We start from the raw sequence: 22,606 nt of genomic DNA, 5'->3' as shown, positions 1-22,606 counted from the left end.
GGCGCCTTGCCCTGCAGCCGTTCGCGGCGGTTCTTCGATCTGCCCCCTTAGTAAGGGAAACTCACCACAGCTGCCACCAAGGCTTGTCCGGACCTTTCTTGCCACCCTTGAAGTAGGCCGACTGCGGGAAGTTGTGGCGCATCACCCGTTCGGCGTCGGCGCGCAGATCTTGGAGGCCGAGTTTGTCGTAGGCCTGCATGAGGATCCACAGCGCGTCTTCCTGCGCGGGGGAGTCGGGGAAATGCTCAAGCACCGCCTTGGCCCGGTTGGCGGCGGCGAGATAGGCGCCGCGGCGCAGATAATAGTCAGCCACATGCACTTCGTAGCGCGCCATGGCATTGGTGAGATAGACCATGCGCTGGCGCGCGTCGTCGGCATACTTGCTGTCGGGGAAGCGCTCGATGAGCTCGCGGAACGTCTCGTAGGATTCGCGCATCCCTTTGGGATCACGCTCGGAGAGATCCTGGTTGGAGATCGTCCCGAGCAGGCCGAGGTCTTCGTTGAAGGTCGCCAGCCCCTTGAGGTAATACATGTAGTCGACGTTGGGGTGGTTGGGGTGCAGCCGGATGAAGCGATCGGCGGCGGCGATCGCCTCCTCGGGTTCGTTCGCCTTGTAGTGGGCGTAGGCGGTCTCGATCTGTGCCTGCTGGGCGTAACGCCCGAAGGGATAGCGCGCTTCGAGTTTTTGATAGAGTTCGACGGCCCGTTGATAATTTCCGTCGTTCAAGGCATCCTTGGCTTCGGAATAGAGCTTTTGCGCGTTCCAGCCGCGGGTCTCGTCCGCTTTTTCGGGGATGAGGCTGCAGCCGGTGAGCGTGAGCGAAAGGGCGAGGAAGAGCGCGGTGAGCGAACGCAGGATCATGGTAGATGACGATCGGGGCATGAGTGACTCGGTGACCGATTATAAGGCGGAATGGGACGACGATGACGTGATCACGGTCGAGGAAACCGTGCGCCTCGTGCCGGCTGCGCTCGCGGGCGAGCGGCTCGATCGCGTCGCCGCGGTGCTGTGGCCGGAGCATTCGCGCTCGCGCCTGCAGGCGTGGATCGAGGAAGGTTGGCTGAGTATCGACGGAATCCTCGCCGACTCGGTACGCCGCCGGTTGGCCGGGGGCGAACGTCTGGCGTTGAAGCTGCCGCCGTTCGTGTTCGGGGAGTCGCCGCAGGCGCAAGCGATGCCATTGTCTCTCCTTCATGCCGATGAATCGATTTTCGTCGTTGACAAGCCGGCGGGCCTGGTGGTTCATCCCGGGGCGGGAAATCTCGAGGGAACCCTGCTCAACGGACTGCTCGCGCTCGATCCCGGCCTGGCGGCGGTGCCGCGCGCCGGCATCGTGCATCGGCTCGACAAGGACACGAGTGGCCTCATGGTGGTGGCCCGCACGCTGGAAGCGCAGACCGCCCTGGTGCGCCAGCTGCAGGCGCGCACCGTACACCGCGAATACTGGGCGGTGGTGGCGGGGCGACTCGAGCGGGCCGGGACGGCGGAAGCGCCGATCGGACGGCACCCCCGGGTGCGTACCCGCATGGCGGTCGTGCCGCAGGGCAAGCCCGCGGTGACCCATTATCGCCCGCTGGAAGTCTTTGCCGAGGCCACGCTCGTCGAATGCCGGTTGGAGACCGGACGCACGCACCAGATCCGCGTGCATCTGGCTCACCTCGGCTTCCCCCTGCTGGGCGATCCTCTCTACGCCCCGCGGGCGGTGGCGGCGCGTTTTTCGCGTCAGGCGCTGCACGCCCGGCGGCTTGCCCTCGTGCATCCCGCAAGCGGCGAGCCATGCCGTTGGGAGTCGCCCCTGCCCGAGGACATGACCCGGCTGCTGGAAATCCTTCGGGGAGAGAGGCGATGATCCGCCGCATTCATTGGCCGGAAGCACCGCGCAACGTAGTACTGCGCCTCACCGACCGCGAGGGCGGGGTGAGCCGTGAGCCGTATGCCTCCTTCAACCTCGCCACGCACGTGGGCGACGACCCCGCGGCGGTGGCGGAGAACCGCCTACGCCTCGCGCGACTCCTTCCCGCCATGCCGTTGTGGCTCGAGCAGGTGCACGGCGCGCGCGTCTTCGATGCCGATCGCGAGCCCTGGGAGGGAACACCGCCGCAGGCCGATGCGGCGGTGACGACCCGGCCGAACTTGCCGCTTGCCGTGCTCACTGCCGACTGCCTGCCCGTGGCTTTTGCCGCCTGCGACGGTACCCGAGTGGCGGTAGCGCACGCCGGCTGGCGCGGGCTCGCCGGCGGCGTGCTGGAAGCGGTGGCGGCGCATTTTCCGCCCCAGGGCTTCGTTGCCTGGATTGGCCCGGGAATCGGGCAGGCGCACTACGAGGTGGGGGAGGAAGTGCGCGGAGTTTTTCTCGACCAGACCCCGTCGCTTGCCCGGTTTTTCGTACCCGGCCGCGACGGTGCGCATTGGCTCGCCGACCTCGTCGGCATTGCGCGGGCGAAGCTGCTCGCCGCGGGAGCGGCCGCAGTCAGTCTGGGCGGTATATGTACATTTCATGACAAGGCGTTCTATTCCTACCGCCGTGAAGGGAGGTGTACCGGCCGCTTCGCTTTGTGCCTCTGGCGCGCCTCGGGGTACATGACGCATGCTGCAGCGCATGATTGTCGCCATGCACCTTTCGTGCCACAATGAATTCGACCAAGGAGAAAATATGACGTCTTTCCCCAATCCGCCCGGCGTTTCGCTTCCTCCGGGGCATCCCTTGCAGGCATGGCAGCAGTACTGGCAGCTCATGGCCGGTGATCCGGACAAGCTGCGCCAGTGGCAGCAGCAGTGGCTGGCGCAGCACGCCCAGCTGTGGGACCAGCTGCTGCATCGCCGAGCGGGCGAGCCCGCCGAGCCGGTGGTGCCGCAGGTGCGCGGCGACAAGCGCTTCTCCTCGCCTGCGTGGCAGGAAAGTCCCATCTTCGACTACCTCCGCCAGGCCTACTGGATCAACGCGCAGATGCTCACCCGCTGGGTGGAAGAGAGCGACTTCCCCGACGGCAAGACCAAGGCGCGGGCGCGTTTCCTCGTGCGCCAGATCGTCGATGCGCTCGCTCCGTCGAACTTCGCCGCCACCAATCCGGAATTCATCCGTCAGGCGCTCGAAACCCAGGGCGAGAGCATCCGGCGCGGCATCGCCAACCTGCTCGAAGACCTGCACAAAGGTCACATCTCAATGACCGACGAGTCCGCCTTCGAAGTCGGACGCAACCTTGCGGTCACTCCCGGCGCGGTGATCGCCGAAAACCCCCTCATGCAGCTCATCCAGTACGCGCCGCTCACGGAGAAAGTGGGCGAGCGGCCGCTCCTCATCGTTCCGCCCAACATCAACAAGTTCTACATTCTCGACCTCCAGCCGGAAAATTCCCTCGTGCGCTTCGCTCTGGAGCAGGGGCACACGGTGTTCATGATCTCGTGGAAGAATCCGGGCATCACCGAGGCGCACTACGGCTGGGACGATTACCTCGAACTGGGGCCGCTGCGGGCGTTACAGATCGTGCGCGAAGTCACCGGCGTGTCCGATCCCAATGCGCTGGGGTTTTGCGTCGGCGGTACGATGCTTTCTTGTGCGCTGGCGGTGGCGCGTGCCCGCGGCGAGACGCCCGTGCGCAGCCTCACGCTCATGACGACCCTGCTCGATTTCGCCGAGAGCGGCGAGCTGGGCTGCCTGGTGGACGAGGCGAGCGTCACTGCGCGCGAAGCGGCGATCGGCAAAGGCGGGTTGATGCTGGGCTCGGAACTGGCCAATACCTTCTCGGCGCTGCGCGCCAACGACCTCGTCTGGAATTACGTGGTCAACAACTATCTCAAGGGTGAGGCGCCCAAACCCTTCGATCTGCTCTACTGGAACAGCGACAGCACCAACCTGCCCGGGCCGTTCGTCACCTACTACCTGCGCAACATGTATCTCGAGAACAATCTGCGCGTGCCCAACAAATTGACGATGCTCGGCGAGCCGGTGAGCCTCACCCGCCTCGACATGCCGGCCTACGTGATGGCGGCGCGCGAGGACCACATCGTGCCCTGGCGCGGCGCCTATCTCTCGCAACACTTGCTTGGCGGTCCGCGCCGATTCGTGCTGGGGGCGAGCGGGCACATCGCCGGTGCCATCAACCCGGCAAGCAAGAATCGCCGCAGCTACTGGATCAACGAAGCCCTGCCCGAGGAGCCCGAAGCGTGGTTGTCCGCGGCGCAGGAACAACCCGGCAGCTGGTGGTGGGACTGGGCGCGCTGGCTGGAGGCCCACAAGGGCAAGCTCGTGCCGGCACGCACCACCTTGGGCAACGATCAGTACCGCCCCATCGAGCCTGCCCCGGGCCGCTACGTGAAAGAGCCCGCGTTGCCGCTCGTGCGCGAACCCGTTGTGTAACTTCGCCGCCTCAGGCGGCGTCATCGAAGAAGAGGAGAAGGGAAATGACGACGAGAATTGCATTGGTCACAGGAGGCATGGGTGGACTCGGCGAGGCGATCTGCATCAAGCTCGCCCAGCTGGGCTATCGCGTCGTCACCACGCATTCGCTCAACAACAAGAACGCGCCGCAGTGGCTCGCCGACATGAAGGCCAAGGGGTTCGACTTCGCCGCCTATCCGGTGGATGTCGCCGACTTCGACTCCTGCAAGGCGTGCGTGGAGAAGATCGTGCAGGAAATCGGCCCGGTGGACGTGCTCGTCAACAACGCCGGCATCACCCGCGACATGACCCTGCGCAAGATGACCAAGGCCGACTGGGACGCGGTGCTGCGCACCAACCTCGACAGCGTCTTCAACATGACCAAGCAGGTCATCGACGGCATGGTCGAGCGCAAGTGGGGCCGCATCATCAACATCTCTTCGGTCAACGGCCAGAAAGGCGCCTTCGGCCAGACCAACTATGCCGCGGCCAAGGCCGGGATGCACGGCTTCACCAAGTCGCTGGCGCTCGAAGTGGCGCGCTACGGCGTCACGGTCAATACCGTCTCGCCGGGCTACATCGGTACCAAGATGGTGCTCGCCATTCCGCAGGAGATCCTGGACTCCAAGATCCTGCCGCAGATCCCCATGGGGCGTCTGGGCAAGCCCGAGGAAATCGCCGGACTGGTGGCCTACATCGCCTCCGAAGAGGCCGCTTACATGACCGGAGCAAACATCGCCATCAACGGCGGTCAGCACATGTATTGAGCATCGGTGCCTTGCGCATCGGCGAAAGGGCGCCCTGCCCATCGGGGCTGCCGAAGCGATACCTGGCGGTGTCGGGCGGTAGCCCCGGTCGTTTTGCGGCGGTATGGAACCTTTGCCTGCTGCTGCGGTATAATGCGGCATTACCGCCTCCTTGTGGGACAGATCGGCAATGACCGATGCGCAGCAGATCCGCCTGATCAAGAAATACCCCAATCGCCGTTTGTACGATACCGCCAGCAGCGCTTACATCACGATCGGTGACGTGAAAAATCTCGTGCTCTCGCACGAGCCTTTCCGTATCGTCGATGCCAAGACGGGGGAGGATCTCACGCGCAGCGTGCTGCTGCAGATCATCCTCGAGGAAGAGGCCTGCGGTCAACCTCTCTTTTCTTCGGAGATGCTCGCGCAGATCATCCGTTTCTACGGTCAGGCGTCGCAAAACCTGATGGGGCGCTATCTGGAAAACAGCATCGCCGCCTTCGTCGAGATGCAGAACAAGTTCCAGGAGCAGCTGCGCTCGCTCTACGGGGACAAGGCGCCGCTCGGCACCGACTGGATGGCGCAGTTTCTTTCGCTGCAGGCTCCGGCGCTACAATCGATGATGAACGCCTATCTCGAACAGTCGCGCCAGCTCCTTACCCAGATGCAGCAACAGGCAGAAAGCCAGACGCGCGGTCTCTTCGGCGCCATGTTCTCCGGCCTGCGGCCGCAAACGGACGAATCCGCCTCGAGCGGTACGACCTCACCGACCAAACCCGATGAAACTTGAGTTTGCCGCGCCCCGCGTGGGCATGGTGAGCCTGGGGTGTCCCAAGGCCACCGTCGACAGCGAACGCATCCTCACGCGTCTGCGCGCCGAGGGCTATGCGCTGAGCCCCGACTACGAAGGGGCGGATCTGGTCATCGTCAATACCTGCGGCTTCATCGACGCAGCCGTGGAAGAATCGCTGCAGGCGATCGGCGAGGCGCTGGCGGAGAATGGCAAGGTCATCGTCACCGGCTGCCTGGGTGCTCGGCCGCAGCGTATCCTCGAAGAATTCCCGCAGGTGCTGGCGATCACCGGCCCGCATGCGGAGGCCGAGGTACTCGATCTCGTGCACCGCCATCTGCCCAAGCCGCACGACCCCTTCACCGATCTCGTCCCCCCGCAGGGACTGCGGCTCACGCCGCCGCACTATGCCTATCTGAAAATCTCCGAGGGTTGCAACCACCGCTGCACCTTCTGCATCATCCCCTCGCTGCGCGGCGATCTCGTCAGCCGCCCCATCCACGAGATCATGGCCGAGGCCGAGGCGCTGGTGGAATCCGGCGTCAAGGAGATCCTCGTCGTGTCGCAGGACACCGCCGCCTACGGGGTCGATCTCAAGTACCGTACGGGGTTCGTCGACGGCCGGCCGGTACGCCAGCGTCTCACCGAGCTCGCCCGTCTGCTGGGTGAGCTCGGCGTATGGATCCGGCTACACTACGTCTATCCCTATCCGAGCGTGGACGAGCTCATCCCGCTCATGGCCGAGGGCAAGATCCTGCCCTATCTCGACGTCCCGTTCCAGCACGCCAGCCCCCGCATCCTCAAGGCGATGCAGCGGCCGGCGGCCACCGAACGGGTGCTCGAGCGCATCCGGCGCTGGCGCGAGATCTGCCCCGACTTGACGATCCGCTCGACCTTCATCACCGGCTTCCCTGGTGAGACCGAGGAGGATTTCGACTTGCTGTTGCAGTTCCTCGAAGAGGCGCAGCTCGACCGGGTCGGCGCCTTCGCCTATTCCCCCGTCGAGGGCGCGGCGGCCAATGCGCTTCCCGGTGCCGTGCCCGAGGAGGTGCGCGAGGAACGGCGCGTGCGCCTGCTGCAGTGGCAGGAGGACATCTCCACGCAGCGGCTGGAGCGCTGGATCGGGCGCCGGATCACGGTCCTGGTGGAAGAGGTCGACGAAGAGGGGGCGCTCGCGCGTTCGAGCGCCGACGCGCCCGAAATCGACGGTCTCGTCATCATTCCCAACGGCGAGGACTTGCAGCCGGGCGAATTCGCCGAAGTCCTCGTCACCGACTGCGACGTGCACGACCTCTATGCGGAAGTGCCGTCGCGCTGAATCACCCCTCTCTCCCCGTAGTTCAATGGATAGAACGAGCGCCTCCTAAGCGCTAGATCCAGGTTCGATTCCTGGCGGGGGGACTCCCTTTCAAGGTTTTTGTCATGCCTGTGCTCCGCCTCGACGACGCCCATCTTGCGTTTGGTCACGTTCCTCTGCTCGACGCCGCGTCCTTTCAGCTCGACGAGGGTGAGCGGGTGGTGCTGATCGGGCGCAACGGTGCGGGCAAATCCAGCCTGCTGCGCGTGCTCGCCGGCGAGCAGCCGCTCGACGACGGGCTCCTGTGGCGCCAGCCGGGCCTGCGTCTGGCCTACGTGCCGCAGGAAGCGGACTTCCCGCCGCAGGCCACGGTGGCCGAGGTGCTCACCGAGGGGCTGGGCGAGGCGGCAGGCCTCTTGCGGCGGTTTCAGGCGCTGTCGCGCCACGTGGCGGCCACTCCCGAGCCGGCGCTCCTTGCCGAACTCGACGCCGTCCAGCAGGCGCTGGAGCGGGAAGGCGGCTGGCAGTGGCAGCACCGCATCGACGCCGCGCTCGCGGCGCTGGGGTTGGAGGCCGAGGCGCGCATCGCATCGCTCTCGGGCGGCGGGGTGAAACGCGTGGCGCTCGCCCGCGCCCTGGTGGCCGAGCCGGAAGTGCTGCTCCTCGACGAGCCGACCAACCACCTCGACATCGCCGCGATCGAGCGGCTGGAGCAGATGCTGCTCACCTTTCGTGGCAGCGTCGTGCTGGTGACGCACGACCGGGCTCTGGTCGATCGGGTCGCCACCCGCATCGTCGAGCTCGACCGGGGGCGGCTGGCGAGCTTTCCCGGGTCGTTCGCCGAGTACGAACGGCGCAAGGCCGAGCAGCTCGCGGCCGAGGCGCAGGCGCAGGCGCGCTTCGACAAGTTCCACGCCCAGGAAGAGGCGTGGATCCGCAAAGGGGTGGAGGCGCGGCGTACGCGCAACGAGGGCCGGGTGCGCCGGCTGGAGCGGCTGCGCGAGGAACGCGAGGCGCGCCGCGAGCGGCTGGGGCGGGTGCGTCTGCAGCTGGAGGCGGGCGAGCAGAGCGGTCGGCTGGTGGCCGAGCTCGTGGGGGTGACGAAATCCTGGGGCGAGAAGACGGTGGTGCGCGACTTCTCCGCCACCATCCTGCGGGGCGATCGCATCGGCTTCATCGGTCCCAACGGGGCCGGCAAGACGACCTTGCTCAAACTGATCCTGGGCGAGATCGAACCCGATGCGGGTCTGGTGCGCCACGGCACGCGCCGCAACGTCGCCTATTTCGATCAGATGCGCGCCCAGCTCGACCCCGAGGCGCGGCTGATCGACGTCGTCAGTCCCGGTTCGGATACGGTGGAGATCGCTGGGCAGCGGCGCCACGTCGTCGGCTACCTCGAGGACTTCCTCTTCTCGCCGCAGCGGGCACGCTCGCCAGTGAAGACGCTCTCGGGCGGGGAGCGCAACCGGCTGCTGCTCGCGCGCCTCTTCGCTCAGCCGGCCAATGTGCTGGTGCTCGACGAGCCCACCAACGACCTCGACCTCGACACGCTGGAGCTCCTCGAAGAGCGCCTGCTCTCTTATTCGGGGACTTTGCTGCTGGTGAGCCATGACCGGCGCTTCCTCGACAACGTGGTCACGCAGGTGATCGCCTCGACCGGTGACGGGCGCTGGGAAGAGTGCGTCGGCGGCTACAGCGACTGGCTGCGGCTGAAGGGAGAGGTCGCATCGGTATCCGCGGCTCCGGGTCCGACCAAGGCCCCTGTCAAAGCCAAGGTTGCCGCGCCGGAGGAACCTCGGTCTTCCCGACCGCGGCGGTTGTCGTACCGCGAACGCCAGGAACTGGAGGCGCTGCCGCAGCGCATCGAGGCCCTGGAGGCCGAGCAGGCGGCGCTCGCCGAGGCGCTCGCCGATCCGCGGCTCTACAGCGAGCGGGCGCAGGAAGTGGCCGGCCTGAAGTCGCGGCTCGCGGCGCTGCAGGAAGAGATCGAGGCGCTCCTGGAACGCTGGTCGGAGTTGGAGGTGCTCGCCGCCGGCGAGGGGTGAGCGCTCATTCGCCGCCGGAGGGGGCGTCCGGCCCGGAGGGCTTGGACGCATCCGCCGAAACGGCGGCCGCCGCTTCGCCGCTCGTTTGGGTGGGCGGCGTCGTCTCGCCTGCGGGGCCGAGCAAGCGCGCCATCGCCTCTTCCGGCGCGCCGAGCTGCTTGAGCAGGATCTCGCGATTGACGTGCACCAGTTCCTGGATGGCGTCGAGGTCGGCCGGGATGCGCGGATCGTTCCAGCCGTGGGCGAGGTGGCGCGCAAGCCGCGTGGCGAGCCATACCGTGCGCGTGCGCGGATTCTCCAGGAGGTGGTCGTCGAGCAGCTTTTTCAGGATCTCGGGCAGTTCCAGCGCATCGATGAGGCCGTTGCGGATCTCGACTTCGGTGGCGTTGAACACCTTGCGCTGCAGCTGCTCGAGGGGGATGGCAGGGTAGGTGCGACGCAAGCGGATGAGCAGCGACATGAGCCGGGGGGCATAGAGCCACATCAGGACTTCGGTGATGTCGTGCAACAGCGCCGCGACCACCACTTCCGAGACTTCGATGTCGCGGCGCAGGAGCGCCCATTCGCGGGCGAAACGCGCCGCCCGCCGTAGCCGCGCGATGAGCCGAAGCAGCATCGCCAGCTCGCGCGGCTGATCGGCGAGCTCCTCTTCCACCAGCGTCATGCGGTCGCATTCGGCATAGAAGGCGCGGATGCCCAGCATGAGGAGGATGCGGTCGATGGTGGTGAGCTCGCGCGTGCGCAGGTCTGGTGGGCGGCGTTTCTGCAGGGTCACCATCAGGCGCAGCGTGAGCAGCGGATCTTGCAGCACCACCTGTGAGAGGACGTGGGCATTGAGCGTTTCCGCGATCGGGCGAAGTTCTTCGAGGTGACGCTTGGTGTGTCTGAGAATAGGAACTTTGTCGGCGCGCTCGGCGAAGAACCGGATCCAGGCAGCCGCATCCGGCAGCGGGTGCTCGAGTCGTTCCATCGCCGTCTCCGATCGCGTGCGTGTGTTTTATAGCGTGATTATCGCGAGCGCCAGGGTTTTTGCCAAGAGCAGGGGGATTCAGCCGGCGGGATAATCCGCCCAGCAATTGGGGGTTTCGTAGAGGCGCACCCGTGCCAGACAGAGCCGTTCACCGTAGAGAGCGGCGAAGCGCGGCTCCAGTGTTTCGTATGCGATGCGCGCAAGATTCTCGGCGGTGGGGACGGCGTCGAGCAGGACGGTCTTGTGATCGGGAATGCGTTCGAGCGCATCCAACAGCAACTGGTCGCCGCGATAGGCGAGAAAAGCGTGATCCCATTCCTCGATCAGTGCGCGCTGCACGAGGGTCTTCACGGCGGAGAAGTCGAGCACCATCCCTTCGTCACTGCGGCCCGCTTGCGTGACCGGTTCGCCCCGTAGCGTGACTTCGAGCACGTAGCGGTGGCCATGCAGGTGGCGGCAATGGCTTTCATGATTGGGGATGCGGTGCCCGGCGTCGAATTCGAATCGTCGGGTGATCAGCATGGTGAGAGGATTCTAACGGAAAAAGCCGCCGCGGCTTGCGTGATGCAAAGTCGCGGCGGTCGGTATGGCGTGATGTGGGGCGTGGGCGGTACCTGGATGCCGGCGAGCGGATTTGCCGTGCGCTCCGGTCGTGTCGTGCTCCAGCGCGCTCGTCTCGCCCCTCTTCGTGAGAGGTCTCGTCGCGGCAGGGACCCCCCAGCGGCCCGGTTCGCGACGTGTGCTGCAGGGTCGTTCAGTCTTCGGCGGATTCGGCCTCGTCTGCCGCCGTACTCGACTTCCCCTGGGTTTTCACCCAGGCGCGGGCTTCTTTTTTCAGTTCTTTGAATTTCTCTGAGTCGGTCGCTTTGAGATACTGGGCGACTTCCCAGTCTTCCCGCTTGATTTTGTTGACGTCGATCTGTTCGACATGAACGAGCCGAAGCAGCGCCTGCACTGGCCGGGGGATGTTACGCCCGCTTTCGTAGCGCGAACCCCCGCTCTGGGTGACGCCGAGTTTGGACCAGAACTGGGACTGGTTGAGTCCCAGTTTCTTGCGCAGTTCGCGGATGTCGCTTCCGGTAAAGTTTTTCATCGAGATTCGCTCCATTACTCGTGGATAGGAGAAAAGTGCCTCGCTCATGTCGTGCTTGAGCGAGGCATGATCTTATAACGTCTGATGTTGTAAGACAACTACTTTTTGATAGTTGATTCGTATTTTTTTGTGTCGCCGATTTTATCACTCCGTCGTGAGGGGGGGTGGAAAAAACGGCGGCAGATTTCACCTCGGGCCAGTGCTGGGCTTTTGGGCCATCGTGTTTATAATTGCTGGTTTCAATTCGGCATGAGGGAAAGATGGCGCTCATCGTGCAGAAGTACGGCGGCACTTCCGTGGGTTCGCCGGAGCGGATCCAGAACGTCGCTCGCCGGGTCGCGAAATATCACCAGCAGGGGCATCGGGTGGTCGTGGTGGTCTCGGCCATGAGCGGCGAGACCAACCGGCTCGTGGCGCTCACCCAGGCGCTGTCCGAATCCCCCGATCCACGCGAGACGGACGTGGTGCTGGCCACCGGCGAGCAAGTGACGATCGGGTTGTTGTCCATCGCTTTGCAGGAGCTCGGAGTGCCGGCCAGGAGCTACACCGGCTGGCAGGTTCCTATTCGTACCGATAGTGCCTTCACCAAGGCGCGCATCCTCAGCATCGAACCCGAACGGATGCTCGCCGATCTGGCCGAAGGCAAGGTCGTGGTCGTGGCAGGTTTCCAGGGGGTGGACCCCGCGGGGAACATCACCACGCTCGGGCGCGGCGGCTCCGATACCACCGCCGTGGCGCTCGCGGCGGCGCTGCAGGCCGACGAATGCCAGATCTACACCGACGTCGACGGCGTCTATACCACCGACCCGCGCATCGTGCCCGAGGCGCGGCGGCTGGAGCGCATCACCTTCGAAGAAATGCTTGAGATGGCGAGCCTCGGTTCCAAGGTGCTGCAGATCCGTTCGGTGGAATTCGCCGGAAAATACAAAGTCAAGTTGCGCGTACTGTCCAGTTTCGAAGAAGAGGGAGAAGGGACGTTGATCACGGTCGAGGAAGAAACGAATATGGAACAACCCATCATTTCCGGCATCGCCTTCCAGCGTGACGAGGCCAAGGTAACGCTACTCGGCGTGCCCGACAAGCCCGGCGTCGCCTATCAGATCCTGGGGCCGGTGGCCGACGCCAACATCGACGTGGACATGATCGTGCAAAACGTCGGTCACGACGGGGCAACCGACTTCAGTTTCACCGTGGCAAAAAACGATCTGAAGCGGGTGCTCGAGATTCTCGAACGGGTGAAGAACGACCTGGGGGCGCGTCAGGTGATCGGTGACAAATCGGTGTGCAAAGTCTCGCTGGTGGGCGTCGGTATGCGCTCCCACCCGGGCGTGGCCGCCAAGATGTTCCGTACGCTCGCCGAAGAAGGGATCAACATCCAGATGATTTCCACCTCGGAGATCAAGATCTCGGTGGTGATCGACGAGAAGTATCTCGAACTTGCCGTGCGTGCCCTGCACAAGGCGTTTGGGCTCGACCGGCCCGAAGCGGACGTCTGAGACGGGGCGTGCCATTTTTCTTTTTTGACGGAAGGTCTTGCCGTCCGTTATAATGCCGGGCCTGCCACCTACGCGGCAGGCCCATTCCACACGCCCGCAAGCGACGAGGGTCCGTGTTCGTGCACGGTGGGTCGCGGGCGGAGGTTCAACCCTTATCCATTGGAGTTTTCATGAACGTCACGATGCGTCAAATGCTCGAGGCCGGCGTGCACTTCGGGCACCAGACCCGTTTCTGGCATCCCAAAATGGCTCCCTACATCTACGGGGAGCGCAACAAGATCCATATCATCAACCTCGAGAAGACGCTGGCGCAGCTACGCGAAGCGCTCGAGTTCGTGCGCCGGCTCTCGGCCAAGGGCGGCACGATCCTGTTCGTCGCCACCAAGCGTCAGGCACGTGACATCATCGCCGAGGAAGCCCAGCGTTGCAGCATGCCCTTCGTCAATGAACGCTGGCTCGGCGGCATGCTCACCAATTTCAAGACGGTGCGCCAGTCCATTGCCCGGCTCAAGGAGCTGGAAGCGGCGTTTGCCGACGGCTCGGTGCAGCAGCTGCCCAAACGCGAAGCACTGGGTCTGCAGCGCGAGCTCGACAAGCTCGAGCGTAGCCTGGGCGGCATCAAGGAGATGGAGCGTCTGCCCGATGCGCTTTTCGTCATCGATGTCGGGCATCACAAGATCGCCGTGGCCGAGGCCAACAAGCTGGGTATTCCGGTGGTGGCGGTGGTCGACACCAACCATAGCCCCGAGGGAATCGACTACGTGATCCCGGGCAACGACGATTCGGCCCGAGCCGTGCGCCTGTACGCGCGGGCGATCGCCGACGCCGTGCTCGAAGGAAAGGCCATGGCGCTGCAGGAAGTGGTCGCAGCGGCTTCCGACGAGTTCGTGGAAGTCGAAGGCGCCGAAGGTGAGACGGCCTCCGAGGAAGGCGAAGCGCCGGCGGCCGAGTAAGGCAGAGGCAGTGTGCATGGGGTGGGCGCACGTGCGTGTACCTACCCGACAATCTTTCGTGAGGACGGATGATGGCTGAAATTACCGCAAGTATGGTCAAGGAGCTGCGCGAGCGCACCGATGCGCCGATGATGGAGTGCAAGAAGGCTCTGGCTGAGGCCGGTGGCGACATGGCGCGGGCCGAAGAGATCCTGCGCGTCAAGCTCGGCAACAAAGCGAGCAAAGCCGCGAGCCGCGTGGCCGCCGAAGGCATCGTCGCGACCTGGATTTCGCCCGATGCCAAGCTCGCGGCCATGGTCGAGGTCAATTGCGAGACCGACTTCGTGGCGAAGAACGACGAATTCATCGCCTTTGCCAACCGCTTGGCGCAACTGGTGGCCGAGCGCAACCCGGGCGACGTAGCAGCGCTCTCCCAGCTCGAACTCGACGGCAAGCCGGTCGAGCAGGTGCGCACCGAACTCGTGGGCAAGATCGGCGAGAACATCACCATCCGCCGTTTCGTCCGCATCGAGGCGCAAGGCAAGGTGTACGCCTACGTGCACGGCGGCGCCAAGATCGGCGTGCTCGTCGATCTCGTAGGGGGCGACGAGGCGCTGGGCAAGGACCTGGCCATGCACATCGCCGCCTGCAAGCCGAAGGCCCTTTCGGCCGATCAGGTGCCGGCCGAGCTCATCGAGACCGAGCGGCGCATCGCGCGGCAGAAAGCAGTCGAATCGGGCAAGCCCGAGGCGATTCTCGACAAGATCGCTGAAGGGGCGGTGCAGAAGTACCTCAAGGAAGTCACCTTGCTCGGCCAAGGCTTCGTCAAGGATGACAAAGTCAGCGTCGAGGCGCTCCTGAAGCAGCGCAACGCCAAGGTCGCTTCCTTCGCGCTCTTCGTCGTCGGCGAAGGCATCGAGAAAAAGCAGACCGACTTCGCCGCGGAAGTGGCGGCGCAGGCGGCGGCCGCGGCCAAGTCCTGAAGACGAGGTCATCTCATGTCTACCCCCGCCTATCGCCGCATCCTGCTCAAGCTCTCGGGCGAAGCTCTGATGGGCGACGACCCTTACGGCATCAATGAGAAAGTGGTCGAGCGCATCGTGGGCGAGATCGTCGAAGTCGGCTCGTTGGGCGTACAGATCGGGATCGTGATCGGCGGGGGAAACATCTTCCGTGGCATCCAGGGAGCGGCGAGTGGCATGGACCGGGCGACCGCCGACTACATCGGCATGCTCGCCACGGTGATGAATGCGATGGCCCTGTCGGACGCCTTCCGCCGGCACGAAGTGGAATCGCGCGTACTCTCGGCGCTGCGCATCGAGCAGGTGGTCGAGCCCTATATTCGCGCTCGGGCCATTCGCCATCTGGAAGAGGGTCGTATCGTCATTTTCGCTGCCGGCACCGGCAATCCCTTCTTCACCACCGACACGGCGGCGGCGCTGCGCGGCGCCGAGATCGGGGCGCAGATCGTACTGAAGGCGACCAAGGTCGATGGCGTCTATAGCGCCGATCCGCGAAAAGACCCGAGCGCCAAGCGCTATCACCGCATCAGCTTCGACGAGGCGATCGGACGCAATCTCGCGGTGATGGATGCCACCGCTTTTGCTTTGTGTCGCGACATCAAGCTGCCGATCAACGTGTTTTCGATCTTCAAGCCAGGGGCTTTGCGCCGTGTCATCATGGGCGAGGACGAAGGCACGCTGGTCCACTCGTAAGGAGAGGAGATGAACGTCGCTGAACTCAAGAAAGACGCCGAGCAGCGCATGGCCAAGGCGATCGAGGTGCTCAAAGTCGATCTCGCCAAGATCCGCACTGGCCGTGCCCACACGGGCCTGCTCGACCACGTGATGGTCGAATACTACGGTTCGATGGTGCCGGTGCCGCAGGTGGCCAACGTCACCCTGATCGATGCGCGCACCATCGGGGTGCAGCCTTGGGAGAAGAACATGCTCTCCAAGATCGAGAAGGCGATCCGCGAGAGCGACCTAGGGCTCAATCCCTCGAACATGGGTGAGATCCTGCGCGTTCCCATGCCGCCGCTCACCGAAGAGCGCCGCCGGGAACTCGGCAAGGTCGTGCGTCATGAAGGGGAGCAGGCGCGCGTGGCGGTGCGCAACGTGCGCCGTGACGTCAATCAAGCGATCAAAGACGCCTTGAAGAAGAAGGTGGTCAGCGAGGACGAGGCGCGGCGCGCCGAGGATGATATCCAGAAGATCACCGACCGCTACATCGGTGAGATCGACAAGCTCGTCGAGAAGAAAGAGCAGGAACTGCTGCAGATCTGATCCGATCCCCCGTCGCAGCGTCCGGCGGGGCAGTGCGAGGTACCGTGGCCGAACTTCCTCTGACATCGACGACGGGCATCCCCGAGGTGCGCCCGATCCCGCGGCACATCGCCATCATCATGGATGGCAATGGTCGCTGGGCCAAGCTGCGCGGCCTGCCACGCGCGGAAGGGCACCGTCAAGGCGTAGAGGCGGTGCGCCGTGTGGTGCGCCATTGCGCCGAACTGGGCGTGGAACACCTCACCCTCTTCGCTTTTAGCTCGGAGAACTGGCGCCGTCCGGCGGAAGAGGTGGGTTTCCTCATGGGGCTCTTTCGCATGATGCTGCAGCGCGAAGTGACGCGCATGCATCGCAACGGTGTACGGCTCACCGTCATCGGCGATCGCGGCCGATTCGACGCCGAATTGCAGTCACTCATCGCCAAGGCCGAGGCACGTACGGCCGGCAACACCAAGATCTGTCTCAACATCGCCGCCAATTATGGCGGCCGTTGGGACATCGTGCAGGCGATGAACCGGCTCACGCGCGCACATCCCGAGCGCGCCGGTTGCTACACCGAGCTCGAGCTGCAGGCCGAGCTCGCCTTGGGCTGGGCGCCGGAGCCCGATCTCTTCATTCGCACGGGAGGTGAGCAGCGATTGAGCAATTTTTTGCTGTGGCAGCTCGCTTACACCGAACTCTATTTCACCGATACGCTCTGGCCGGATTTCCGCGAGGAGGCGCTCGACGAAGCAGTGCGCTCCTACCAATGCCGTGAGCGGCGCTTTGGCCGTACGAGCGAGCAGCTCGCTGTATCTTCATGATCGTCACCCTTGGGAATGCCTCGCGTCGGCTCCTCACCGCGATGGTCTTGATCGCCGGCTTGCTCGTTCTGCTTTTTTGGGCACCGGCACCCTTGTGGGCGGCGTCCGTTGCCGTCGTCGTCTTTCTTGCGGGCAGGGAATGGGTGCGGCTGGGCGGCTGGGGCGAGGTGGCAGCCTGGGGTTGGGCGTTGGGCTATACGGCGGGATATGTCCTCTTGTGGCGATTGAGCGGGGTGAGCCTGGGCGCGCCCCTTCATTCCGTGATCGGTGCGGTGATGATCGCCGGGGCTGCCTTCTGGCTGAGCTTCGTCCCTTGGACTTTGTTCGCAGGTTGGCGCTGGCGCAGCCGTTGTTCGTGGGTTGCCACGGGCGCCTTGGTACTGTGGCCGACGGCGCTGGCGGTCGTTCTCCTGCGTGAATCGTCGGCGCTGCATCTACTGGCGATGATGGCGCTCGTCTGGGTGGCCGATGCCGCCGCCTATTACGTTGGCCGTCGTTGGGGGCAGCGAAAACTCGCGCCAGCGATCAGTCCTGGCAAGACGGTGGAAGGGGCCATTGGGGCTTTTGCCGGCGTGTCGCTCTATGCGGTGATTCTATACGCCATGGGCCTCGTACCGGAGGGTACGAGCTTTGGAACGTTCCTCGTCATCTTGCTCGCTTTGACAGTGCTGGCGATCGAGGGGGATCTGTTCGAATCGTGGGCGAAACGGATTGCCGGAGTGAAAGATTCCGGCGAGCTGTTGCCGGGGCACGGGGGCGTGCTCGACCGCATCGACAGCCTGACGGCAACGCTGCCTTTCCTTGCCCTGTGGTGGCTGGAGCGGCAATGAAACGCGAGCGGTTGGCGATCCTCGGGGCGAGCGGCTCGATCGGTGCGAGCACCTTGGACGTGGTCTCACGTCACCCGGAACGGTTCGAGGTCGTGGCGCTCGCGGCGCAGCGTCGCTGGAACGTGCTGCTCGAGGCGTGTCGGAAGTTTCGCCCCCGATGGGCGGTGCTGGGTGAAGCGAGCGCTGCGGCCGCCTTGCGTGAGGCGCTACGCCGAGAGGGGATCGCGACGGAAGTGGAGGAGGGGGAAGCGGCGCTCGCCGAAATCGCCCGCCATCCCGAAGTGGACACGGTGGTCGCTGCCATCGTCGGCGCGGCGGGGTTGCCTCCCACGTGGGCGGCCGTGTGCGCGGGCAAGAAGATCCTTCTCGCCAACAAGGAAGCCCTGGTGCTCGCTGGCGGGCTCTTCATGGAGGCGGTGGATCGTCATGGGGTGCGGTTGCTGCCGCTCGATTCCGAGCACAACGCCATTTTTCAGGCACTGCCGACGGACTACGATCGCAACCGACCGGACGATTTCGGCGTGCGACGGATCATTCTCACTGCATCGGGCGGCCCGTTCCGCGAGCGTTCGTTGGAAACCTTTGCCGCGATCACGCCGCAAGAGGCGTGCGCCCATCCCAATTGGTCGATGGGGCGCAAGATCTCGGTCGATTCGGCCACGATGATGAACAAGGGGCTGGAGGTGATCGAGGCCCATTGGCTCTTCGGCTTGCCGCCCGAGCGTATCGAGGTGGTGATCCACCCGCAGAGCGTGGTGCATTCCTTGGTGGAATATCGCGACGGCTCACTGCTCGCGCAGCTGGGCACGCCCGACATGCGTACGCCGATTGCGCACGCGCTGGGATTCCCCCAGCGGCTCGAGGCGGGGGTGAGGCCGCTCGATTTGGTGCGCGTGGGGCGGCTCGACTTCGCAGCGCCCGATCTGCGCCGTTTTCCCTGCCTGCGTCTGGCTTACGATGCGCTGGAAGCCGGCGGATCGGTTCCGGCGGTACTCAACGCGGCCAACGAGGTGGCGGTAGCCGCCTTCCTTCAGGGTCGGCTGGGTTTCGATCGCATCCCGGCCGTGATCGAGGCCACGCTCGAGCGCTTACCCCGACAAGAACCCGATTCGCTCGAGGACGTGCTCGCCTATGATCGTCTGGCGAGAGAGCGGGCGCAGGACGTGCTCGCGCAGGAGGTGGCATGACCGTTTTGTCCTATCTCGTGCCCTTCGTGATCGCCTTGGGTGGGCTCATCTTCTTCCATGAGCTGGGGCATTACCTCGTCGCCCGGGCCTGTGGGGTGAAAGTACTGCGCTTTTCCATCGGATTCGGGCCTGCTCTGTGGTCGCGCCGCCTCGGGCGCGATGGCACGGAATGGGTGCTCGCCGCCGTGCCTCTGGGCGGCTACGTGAAGATGCTCGATGAACGAGAAGGCGCGGTGGCACCCGAAGACCTTCCACGTGCTTTCAACCGTCAGCCCGTGGGCAAGCGCATGTCGATCGTGGCGGCAGGTCCTGCGGCCAATCTGTTGTTGGCGATCGCCCTCTACGTCGTCCTCTACACGGTTGGCGTACGCGAACCGGTGGCGCGCATCGACCCGCCCGCCGAAAGTCTCGCGGCCCGGGTAGGGCTGCTGTCGGGAGACCGGGTGCTGGCTGTGGATGGGCGCGCCGTGGCGAGTCTGCCGCAGTTGCGCTGGGAAGTGCTCGCCGCGGCCATGCGTCGCAACGAAGTGGCTCTGGAGGTGGAGCGCGCCGGGGAGCGCCTCGTCTTCTCTTTGCCGCTTACCGGCGTCGTCGTCGATCACGGCAACGATGACGTCATGGTGCAACTCGGGCTCGTGCCCTGGCGTCCCCCACTGGAGCCGGTGGTGGGCAGCGTCGCCCCGGGCAGCCCGGCCGAACGTGCCGGTATCGTGCCCGGAATGCGGGTGCGTGCCATCGAAGGCAAGGAGATCGCCGATTGGCGCGAGCTCGTCGAGATCGTGCGGGCACATCCCGGCGAGACTTTGCGCTTTACCCTGGAGTACGATGGAGTCGTTACGGAGCGCGAGGTATTCGCCGAGCCGACCGACGACGGGCAGGGGGGCACGATCGGCCGCATCGGCGTGGCGGTGCGGCCGCCGTCCGATGAAACCTTCCTCGTGTCCGTTCGCTACCCTCCGATTCAAGCGGCAGGCATGGCGTTGCGGCAAACTTGGGAGGTGAGTACGATGACCCTGAGGCTCTTCGGGCGCATGCTCCTTGGCGAGGCATCGCTCAAGAATCTCTCCGGGCCGCTCACCATCGCCGACTACGCCGGCCAGACGGCGAGAATGGGTCTGGAGCATTACCTACGATTCGTCGCCCTCGTGAGCATCAGTCTCGGGGTGTTGAACCTGCTGCCGGTGCCGATTCTGGATGGAGGGCATTTGCTGTATTATTCGCTCGAAGCCGTACGCGGACGGCCCTTGTCCGAACGTGCGATGGAGATCGGGCAACAGATCGGCCTGGCGTTGTTGCTGACGTTGATGGCGATCGCGCTGTTCAACGATGTGTCCCGGATTTGGTCGAGTGTGAGCGGATGAAGAAAAAATTGGCGGCGGTGGTGGCTCTGATCGGAGCACTACTCGCGGGGGCGGTGCATGCGTTCGAGCCGTTCGTGGTCGAGGACATTCGCGTCGAGGGGATCCAGCGCGTCGAGGCCGGGACCATCTTCAGCTATCTGCCGGTGAAGGTGGGTGAGCGCATCACCCAGGAGCAGGCCGACGAGGCGGTGCGCAAGCTCTTCGAGACGGGGTTTTTCAGCGACGTGCGCATCGAGGCCGACGGCAACGTGCTGGTGGTCCTCGTCGACGAGCGGCCCGCCATCGGCGAGCTGCAGTTCGTCGGCATGAAGGAATTCGAGGTCGACGCCATCAAACTGGCGTTGCGTGGGGTCGGCTTGGCCGAATCGCGCATCTTCGACCGTGCCCTGCTGCGCCAGGCGGAGCAGGAGCTCAAGCGCCAATACCTCTCTCGCGGCTACTATGCGGTAGATATCCAAACGACCATCACGCCTTTGCCGCGCAACCGGGTGGCCATCCGTTTCGACATCACCGAAGGCCAGCCGGCCAAGATCGCGGAGATCAAGATCGTCGGCAACAAGGCCTTTTCCGAAAAGGAACTCCTCAGGAGGTTCCAATTGACCACTCCGGGGTGGCTGACCTGGTACACCAAGTCCGATCGCTATTCGCGTGAGAAGCTGCAGCAGGATTTGGAGGCGTTGCGCTCCTTCTACATGAACCAGGGATACCTGGACTTCGAGATCGAGTCGGTGTCGGTTTCGATCGGCCCGGACAAGCAGAACATCTACATCTCGGTCTCGATCAGGGAAGGGGAACGGTATACCGTGTCGGCGGTGCGCTTCGCCGGCAATCTCATCTTGCCCGAAGAGGAATATCACAAGCTCGCGCAACTCAGGCCCGGCGACGTCTTTTCGCGCGAGAAGCTCAATGCGACCGTGAAAGCGGTCGTCGACCGGCTCGGCAGTGAAGGGTACGCCTTTGCCAACGTCAATGCCGCGCCCGAGATCGATCGCGAGAATCGTCAGGTGGCTTTCACCATCTTCGTCGATCCGGGTCGACGCACTTACGTCAATCGCATCAACATCGGGGGCAACGTACGCACCCGAGACGAAGTAATCCGGCGAGAAATGCGTCAGATGGAAGGCGAGTGGTATGACGCCGATAAAATCAACAAATCCCGCCAGCGCGTCGATCGGCTGGGGTATTTCGACGAGGTGCAGGTGGAGACCCAGCCCGTGCCCGGCACCACCGACCAGGTCGATGTCAATTTTACCGTGAAGGAGAGGCCCACCGGCAACCTGATGCTCGGAGCGGGTTTTTCGAGCTCGGACAGCGTCGTGCTCTCGGGCGCGGTCTCACAGGACAACATCTTCGGTAGCGGCAAGTCGCTGGGCATTCAGCTCGATACGAGCCGCTCGAAGCGAACCGCCTCGCTCTCCTTCACCGATCCGTACTATACGATCGACGGCGTCTCGCTCGGGTACGATCTCTATTACCGTACCTTCGATCCCTCGGAGAGCTACAACATTTCGCGCTACAAAACCCGTTCCATCGGTGCGGGGTTGCGTATGGGGTGGCCCATTGGCGAGGATGACCAGATCCAGTTCGGTTTGGCCTATGATTTGACCAAGATCGACACCTATTGGGATAGCCCCTTTCGCTATCGACAATTCTGTGAATCCGGAGGTGATTACGACTGCGATGGCGTCTCTTCGCTGGCACTGACGGCGGGGTGGTCCCGTGATACCCGTGACTCGCGTATCTATCCGATGAAAGGTCGCTATCAGCGCGCCTTGGCCGAGGTGGACGTTCCGCCGGGAGACATCGAGCTCGTCAAACTTTCCTACCAGCACCAGTGGTGGATCCCGGTCACCGAGCGTCAGGCGCTCATGTTGAACGGCGAAATCGGCTGGATCGAATCCTTGGGCGGAAAGGATGTCCCCTTCTTCCGCAATTACTATGTTGGTGGAATCGGTTCGGTCCGAGGCTTCGACGCCGGCAGCCTCGGGCGCAAGGACGATTACGGTGATGCCTATGGTGGGACGCGCAAGCTCGTGCTCAACGCGGAATATTATTTCCCCTTGCCGGGTCTGGGAATGGACAAGACCTTCCGGATGTCGGTCTTCGTCGATTCGGGTTATGTCTGGGATCAGGACGATTCGGTCAAGTTCAACGACATGCGCGTGAGTACGGGTATAGGTTTCTCCTGGTCTTCGCCGCTGGGGCCGTTGAAGTTCAGTTTCGCGGTGCCGGTGCGTAAAGACGTCGGTGGTTCCAATTACAAGGACAAAACGCAGAACTTCCAATTCCAGTTCGGAACCATGTTTTAAACCCGATATCATTCCCGGAGAAGGCATCGTAAGCTTGATGTCACGGGGGGTATTTATTGATGCCTGTGAAGACGAGAGAGGTC

Annotated in this window: 21 protein-coding genes and 1 tRNA gene; 18 read left to right on the top strand and 4 right to left on the bottom strand. The window is 64.1% G+C overall.

What is annotated here, in order from left to right; genetic code table 11:
* Positions 1–61: 61 nt before the first annotated feature.
* Positions 62–862 (bottom strand): outer membrane protein assembly factor BamD, encoded by an 801-nt coding sequence (locus GV368_RS04365; RefSeq protein ID WP_178086737.1) that lies wholly within the window; start codon positions 860–862, stop codon positions 62–64.
* A gap of 19 nt (positions 863–881) precedes the next feature.
* Here GV368_RS04365 and GV368_RS04360 point away from each other — a divergent pair, with 19 nt between their 5' ends.
* The 8 genes from GV368_RS04360 (at position 882) to GV368_RS04325 (ending at position 9,257) form a co-directional block, all read left to right on the top strand.
* Positions 882–1,850, top strand: a complete 969-nt coding sequence (locus tag GV368_RS04360) for an RluA family pseudouridine synthase (protein WP_169115626.1) — start codon at positions 882–884, stop codon at positions 1,848–1,850.
* Positions 1,847–2,635, top strand: coding sequence for a peptidoglycan editing factor PgeF (pgeF, locus tag GV368_RS04355; protein ID WP_055423696.1), 789 nt, complete (start codon positions 1,847–1,849; stop codon positions 2,633–2,635). The genes GV368_RS04360 and pgeF overlap by 4 nt, the downstream gene beginning before the upstream one ends.
* Positions 2,636–2,654: 19 nt before the next feature.
* Entirely contained in the window at positions 2,655–4,358 is a 1,704-nt protein-coding gene (locus GV368_RS04350; protein ID WP_178086736.1) for a PHA/PHB synthase family protein, read from the top strand.
* 44 nt (positions 4,359–4,402) lie between these two features.
* Positions 4,403–5,146: an acetoacetyl-CoA reductase gene (gene phbB / locus GV368_RS04345; RefSeq protein WP_169115624.1), complete on the top strand. Its 744-nt coding sequence runs from the start codon at positions 4,403–4,405 to the stop codon at positions 5,144–5,146.
* A gap of 169 nt (positions 5,147–5,315) precedes the next feature.
* Positions 5,316–5,915, top strand: coding sequence for a polyhydroxyalkanoate synthesis repressor PhaR (phaR, locus tag GV368_RS04340; RefSeq protein WP_169115623.1), 600 nt, complete (start codon positions 5,316–5,318; stop codon positions 5,913–5,915).
* Positions 5,905–7,233 (top strand): 30S ribosomal protein S12 methylthiotransferase RimO, encoded by a 1,329-nt coding sequence (gene rimO, locus GV368_RS04335; protein ID WP_141055812.1) that lies wholly within the window; start codon positions 5,905–5,907, stop codon positions 7,231–7,233. The genes phaR and rimO overlap by 11 nt, the downstream gene beginning before the upstream one ends.
* 11 nt (positions 7,234–7,244) lie before the next feature.
* Positions 7,245–7,316 (top strand) — tRNA-Arg (locus GV368_RS04330).
* 21 nt (positions 7,317–7,337) lie between these two features.
* Entirely contained in the window at positions 7,338–9,257 is a 1,920-nt protein-coding gene (locus tag GV368_RS04325) for an ATP-binding cassette domain-containing protein (protein ID WP_169115622.1), read from the top strand.
* Positions 9,258–9,261: 4 nt separating this feature from the next.
* Here the strand turns inward: GV368_RS04325 and GV368_RS04320 are convergent, their stop codons facing one another.
* The 3 genes from GV368_RS04320 to GV368_RS04310 form a co-directional block, all read right to left on the bottom strand.
* On the bottom strand, positions 9,262–10,227 hold the full coding sequence (locus tag GV368_RS04320; protein WP_169115621.1) for an HDOD domain-containing protein: 966 nt from the start codon (positions 10,225–10,227) through the stop codon (positions 9,262–9,264).
* 78 nt (positions 10,228–10,305) lie between these two features.
* Positions 10,306–10,749, bottom strand: a complete 444-nt coding sequence (queD, locus tag GV368_RS04315) for a 6-carboxytetrahydropterin synthase QueD (protein ID WP_169115620.1) — start codon at positions 10,747–10,749, stop codon at positions 10,306–10,308.
* A 232-nt stretch (positions 10,750–10,981) separates the two neighbouring features.
* The gene (locus tag GV368_RS04310; RefSeq protein ID WP_169115619.1) at positions 10,982–11,320 is read right to left on the bottom strand and encodes a helix-turn-helix domain-containing protein; all 339 of its coding nucleotides are present in this window, start codon (positions 11,318–11,320) and stop codon (positions 10,982–10,984) included.
* 260 nt (positions 11,321–11,580) lie between these two features.
* Here GV368_RS04310 and GV368_RS04305 point away from each other — a divergent pair, with 260 nt between their 5' ends.
* From GV368_RS04305 to bamA, 10 genes are all read left to right on the top strand, one after another.
* The gene (locus tag GV368_RS04305) at positions 11,581–12,816 is read left to right on the top strand and encodes an aspartate kinase (protein ID WP_169115618.1); all 1,236 of its coding nucleotides are present in this window, start codon (positions 11,581–11,583) and stop codon (positions 12,814–12,816) included.
* A gap of 170 nt (positions 12,817–12,986) precedes the next feature.
* Positions 12,987–13,769 carry a 30S ribosomal protein S2 gene (gene rpsB, locus GV368_RS04300; protein WP_169115617.1) on the top strand — a complete coding sequence of 261 codons (783 nt, stop codon included), beginning with the start codon at positions 12,987–12,989 and terminating at the stop codon, positions 13,767–13,769.
* Positions 13,770–13,840: 71 nt separating this feature from the next.
* Positions 13,841–14,731: a translation elongation factor Ts gene (gene tsf / locus GV368_RS04295; RefSeq protein WP_169115680.1), complete on the top strand. Its 891-nt coding sequence runs from the start codon at positions 13,841–13,843 to the stop codon at positions 14,729–14,731.
* 15 nt (positions 14,732–14,746) lie between these two features.
* Positions 14,747–15,463, top strand: a complete 717-nt coding sequence (gene pyrH / locus GV368_RS04290; protein WP_142803490.1) for a UMP kinase — start codon at positions 14,747–14,749, stop codon at positions 15,461–15,463.
* Positions 15,464–15,472: 9 nt separating this feature from the next.
* Positions 15,473–16,033, top strand: a complete 561-nt coding sequence (frr, locus tag GV368_RS04285; protein ID WP_169115616.1) for a ribosome recycling factor — start codon at positions 15,473–15,475, stop codon at positions 16,031–16,033.
* A 44-nt stretch (positions 16,034–16,077) separates the two neighbouring features.
* Positions 16,078–16,836 carry a polyprenyl diphosphate synthase gene (gene uppS / locus GV368_RS04280; RefSeq protein WP_328514226.1) on the top strand — a complete coding sequence of 253 codons (759 nt, stop codon included), beginning with the start codon at positions 16,078–16,080 and terminating at the stop codon, positions 16,834–16,836.
* Positions 16,833–17,666: a phosphatidate cytidylyltransferase gene (locus GV368_RS04275; protein WP_169115615.1), complete on the top strand. Its 834-nt coding sequence runs from the start codon at positions 16,833–16,835 to the stop codon at positions 17,664–17,666. The genes uppS and GV368_RS04275 overlap by 4 nt, the downstream gene beginning before the upstream one ends.
* Complete coding sequence (gene ispC / locus GV368_RS04270) at positions 17,663–18,853, top strand: 1-deoxy-D-xylulose-5-phosphate reductoisomerase (RefSeq protein WP_142803487.1); 1,191 nt, start codon at positions 17,663–17,665, stop codon at positions 18,851–18,853. The genes GV368_RS04275 and ispC overlap by 4 nt, the downstream gene beginning before the upstream one ends.
* Positions 18,850–20,214, top strand: a complete 1,365-nt coding sequence (rseP, locus tag GV368_RS04265; RefSeq protein ID WP_169115614.1) for an RIP metalloprotease RseP — start codon at positions 18,850–18,852, stop codon at positions 20,212–20,214. Before ispC ends, rseP begins: the two co-directional genes overlap by 4 nt.
* The gene (gene bamA, locus GV368_RS04260) at positions 20,211–22,523 is read left to right on the top strand and encodes an outer membrane protein assembly factor BamA (protein WP_169115613.1); all 2,313 of its coding nucleotides are present in this window, start codon (positions 20,211–20,213) and stop codon (positions 22,521–22,523) included. Before rseP ends, bamA begins: the two co-directional genes overlap by 4 nt.
* The last annotated feature ends 83 nt before the right edge of the window (positions 22,524–22,606 follow it).

This window comes from Tepidiphilus baoligensis (genome assembly GCF_012911495.1).
Classification (GTDB): domain Bacteria; phylum Pseudomonadota; class Gammaproteobacteria; order Burkholderiales; family Rhodocyclaceae; genus Tepidiphilus; species Tepidiphilus olei.
This window is presented reverse-complemented; position numbering and strand designations above follow the sequence as displayed.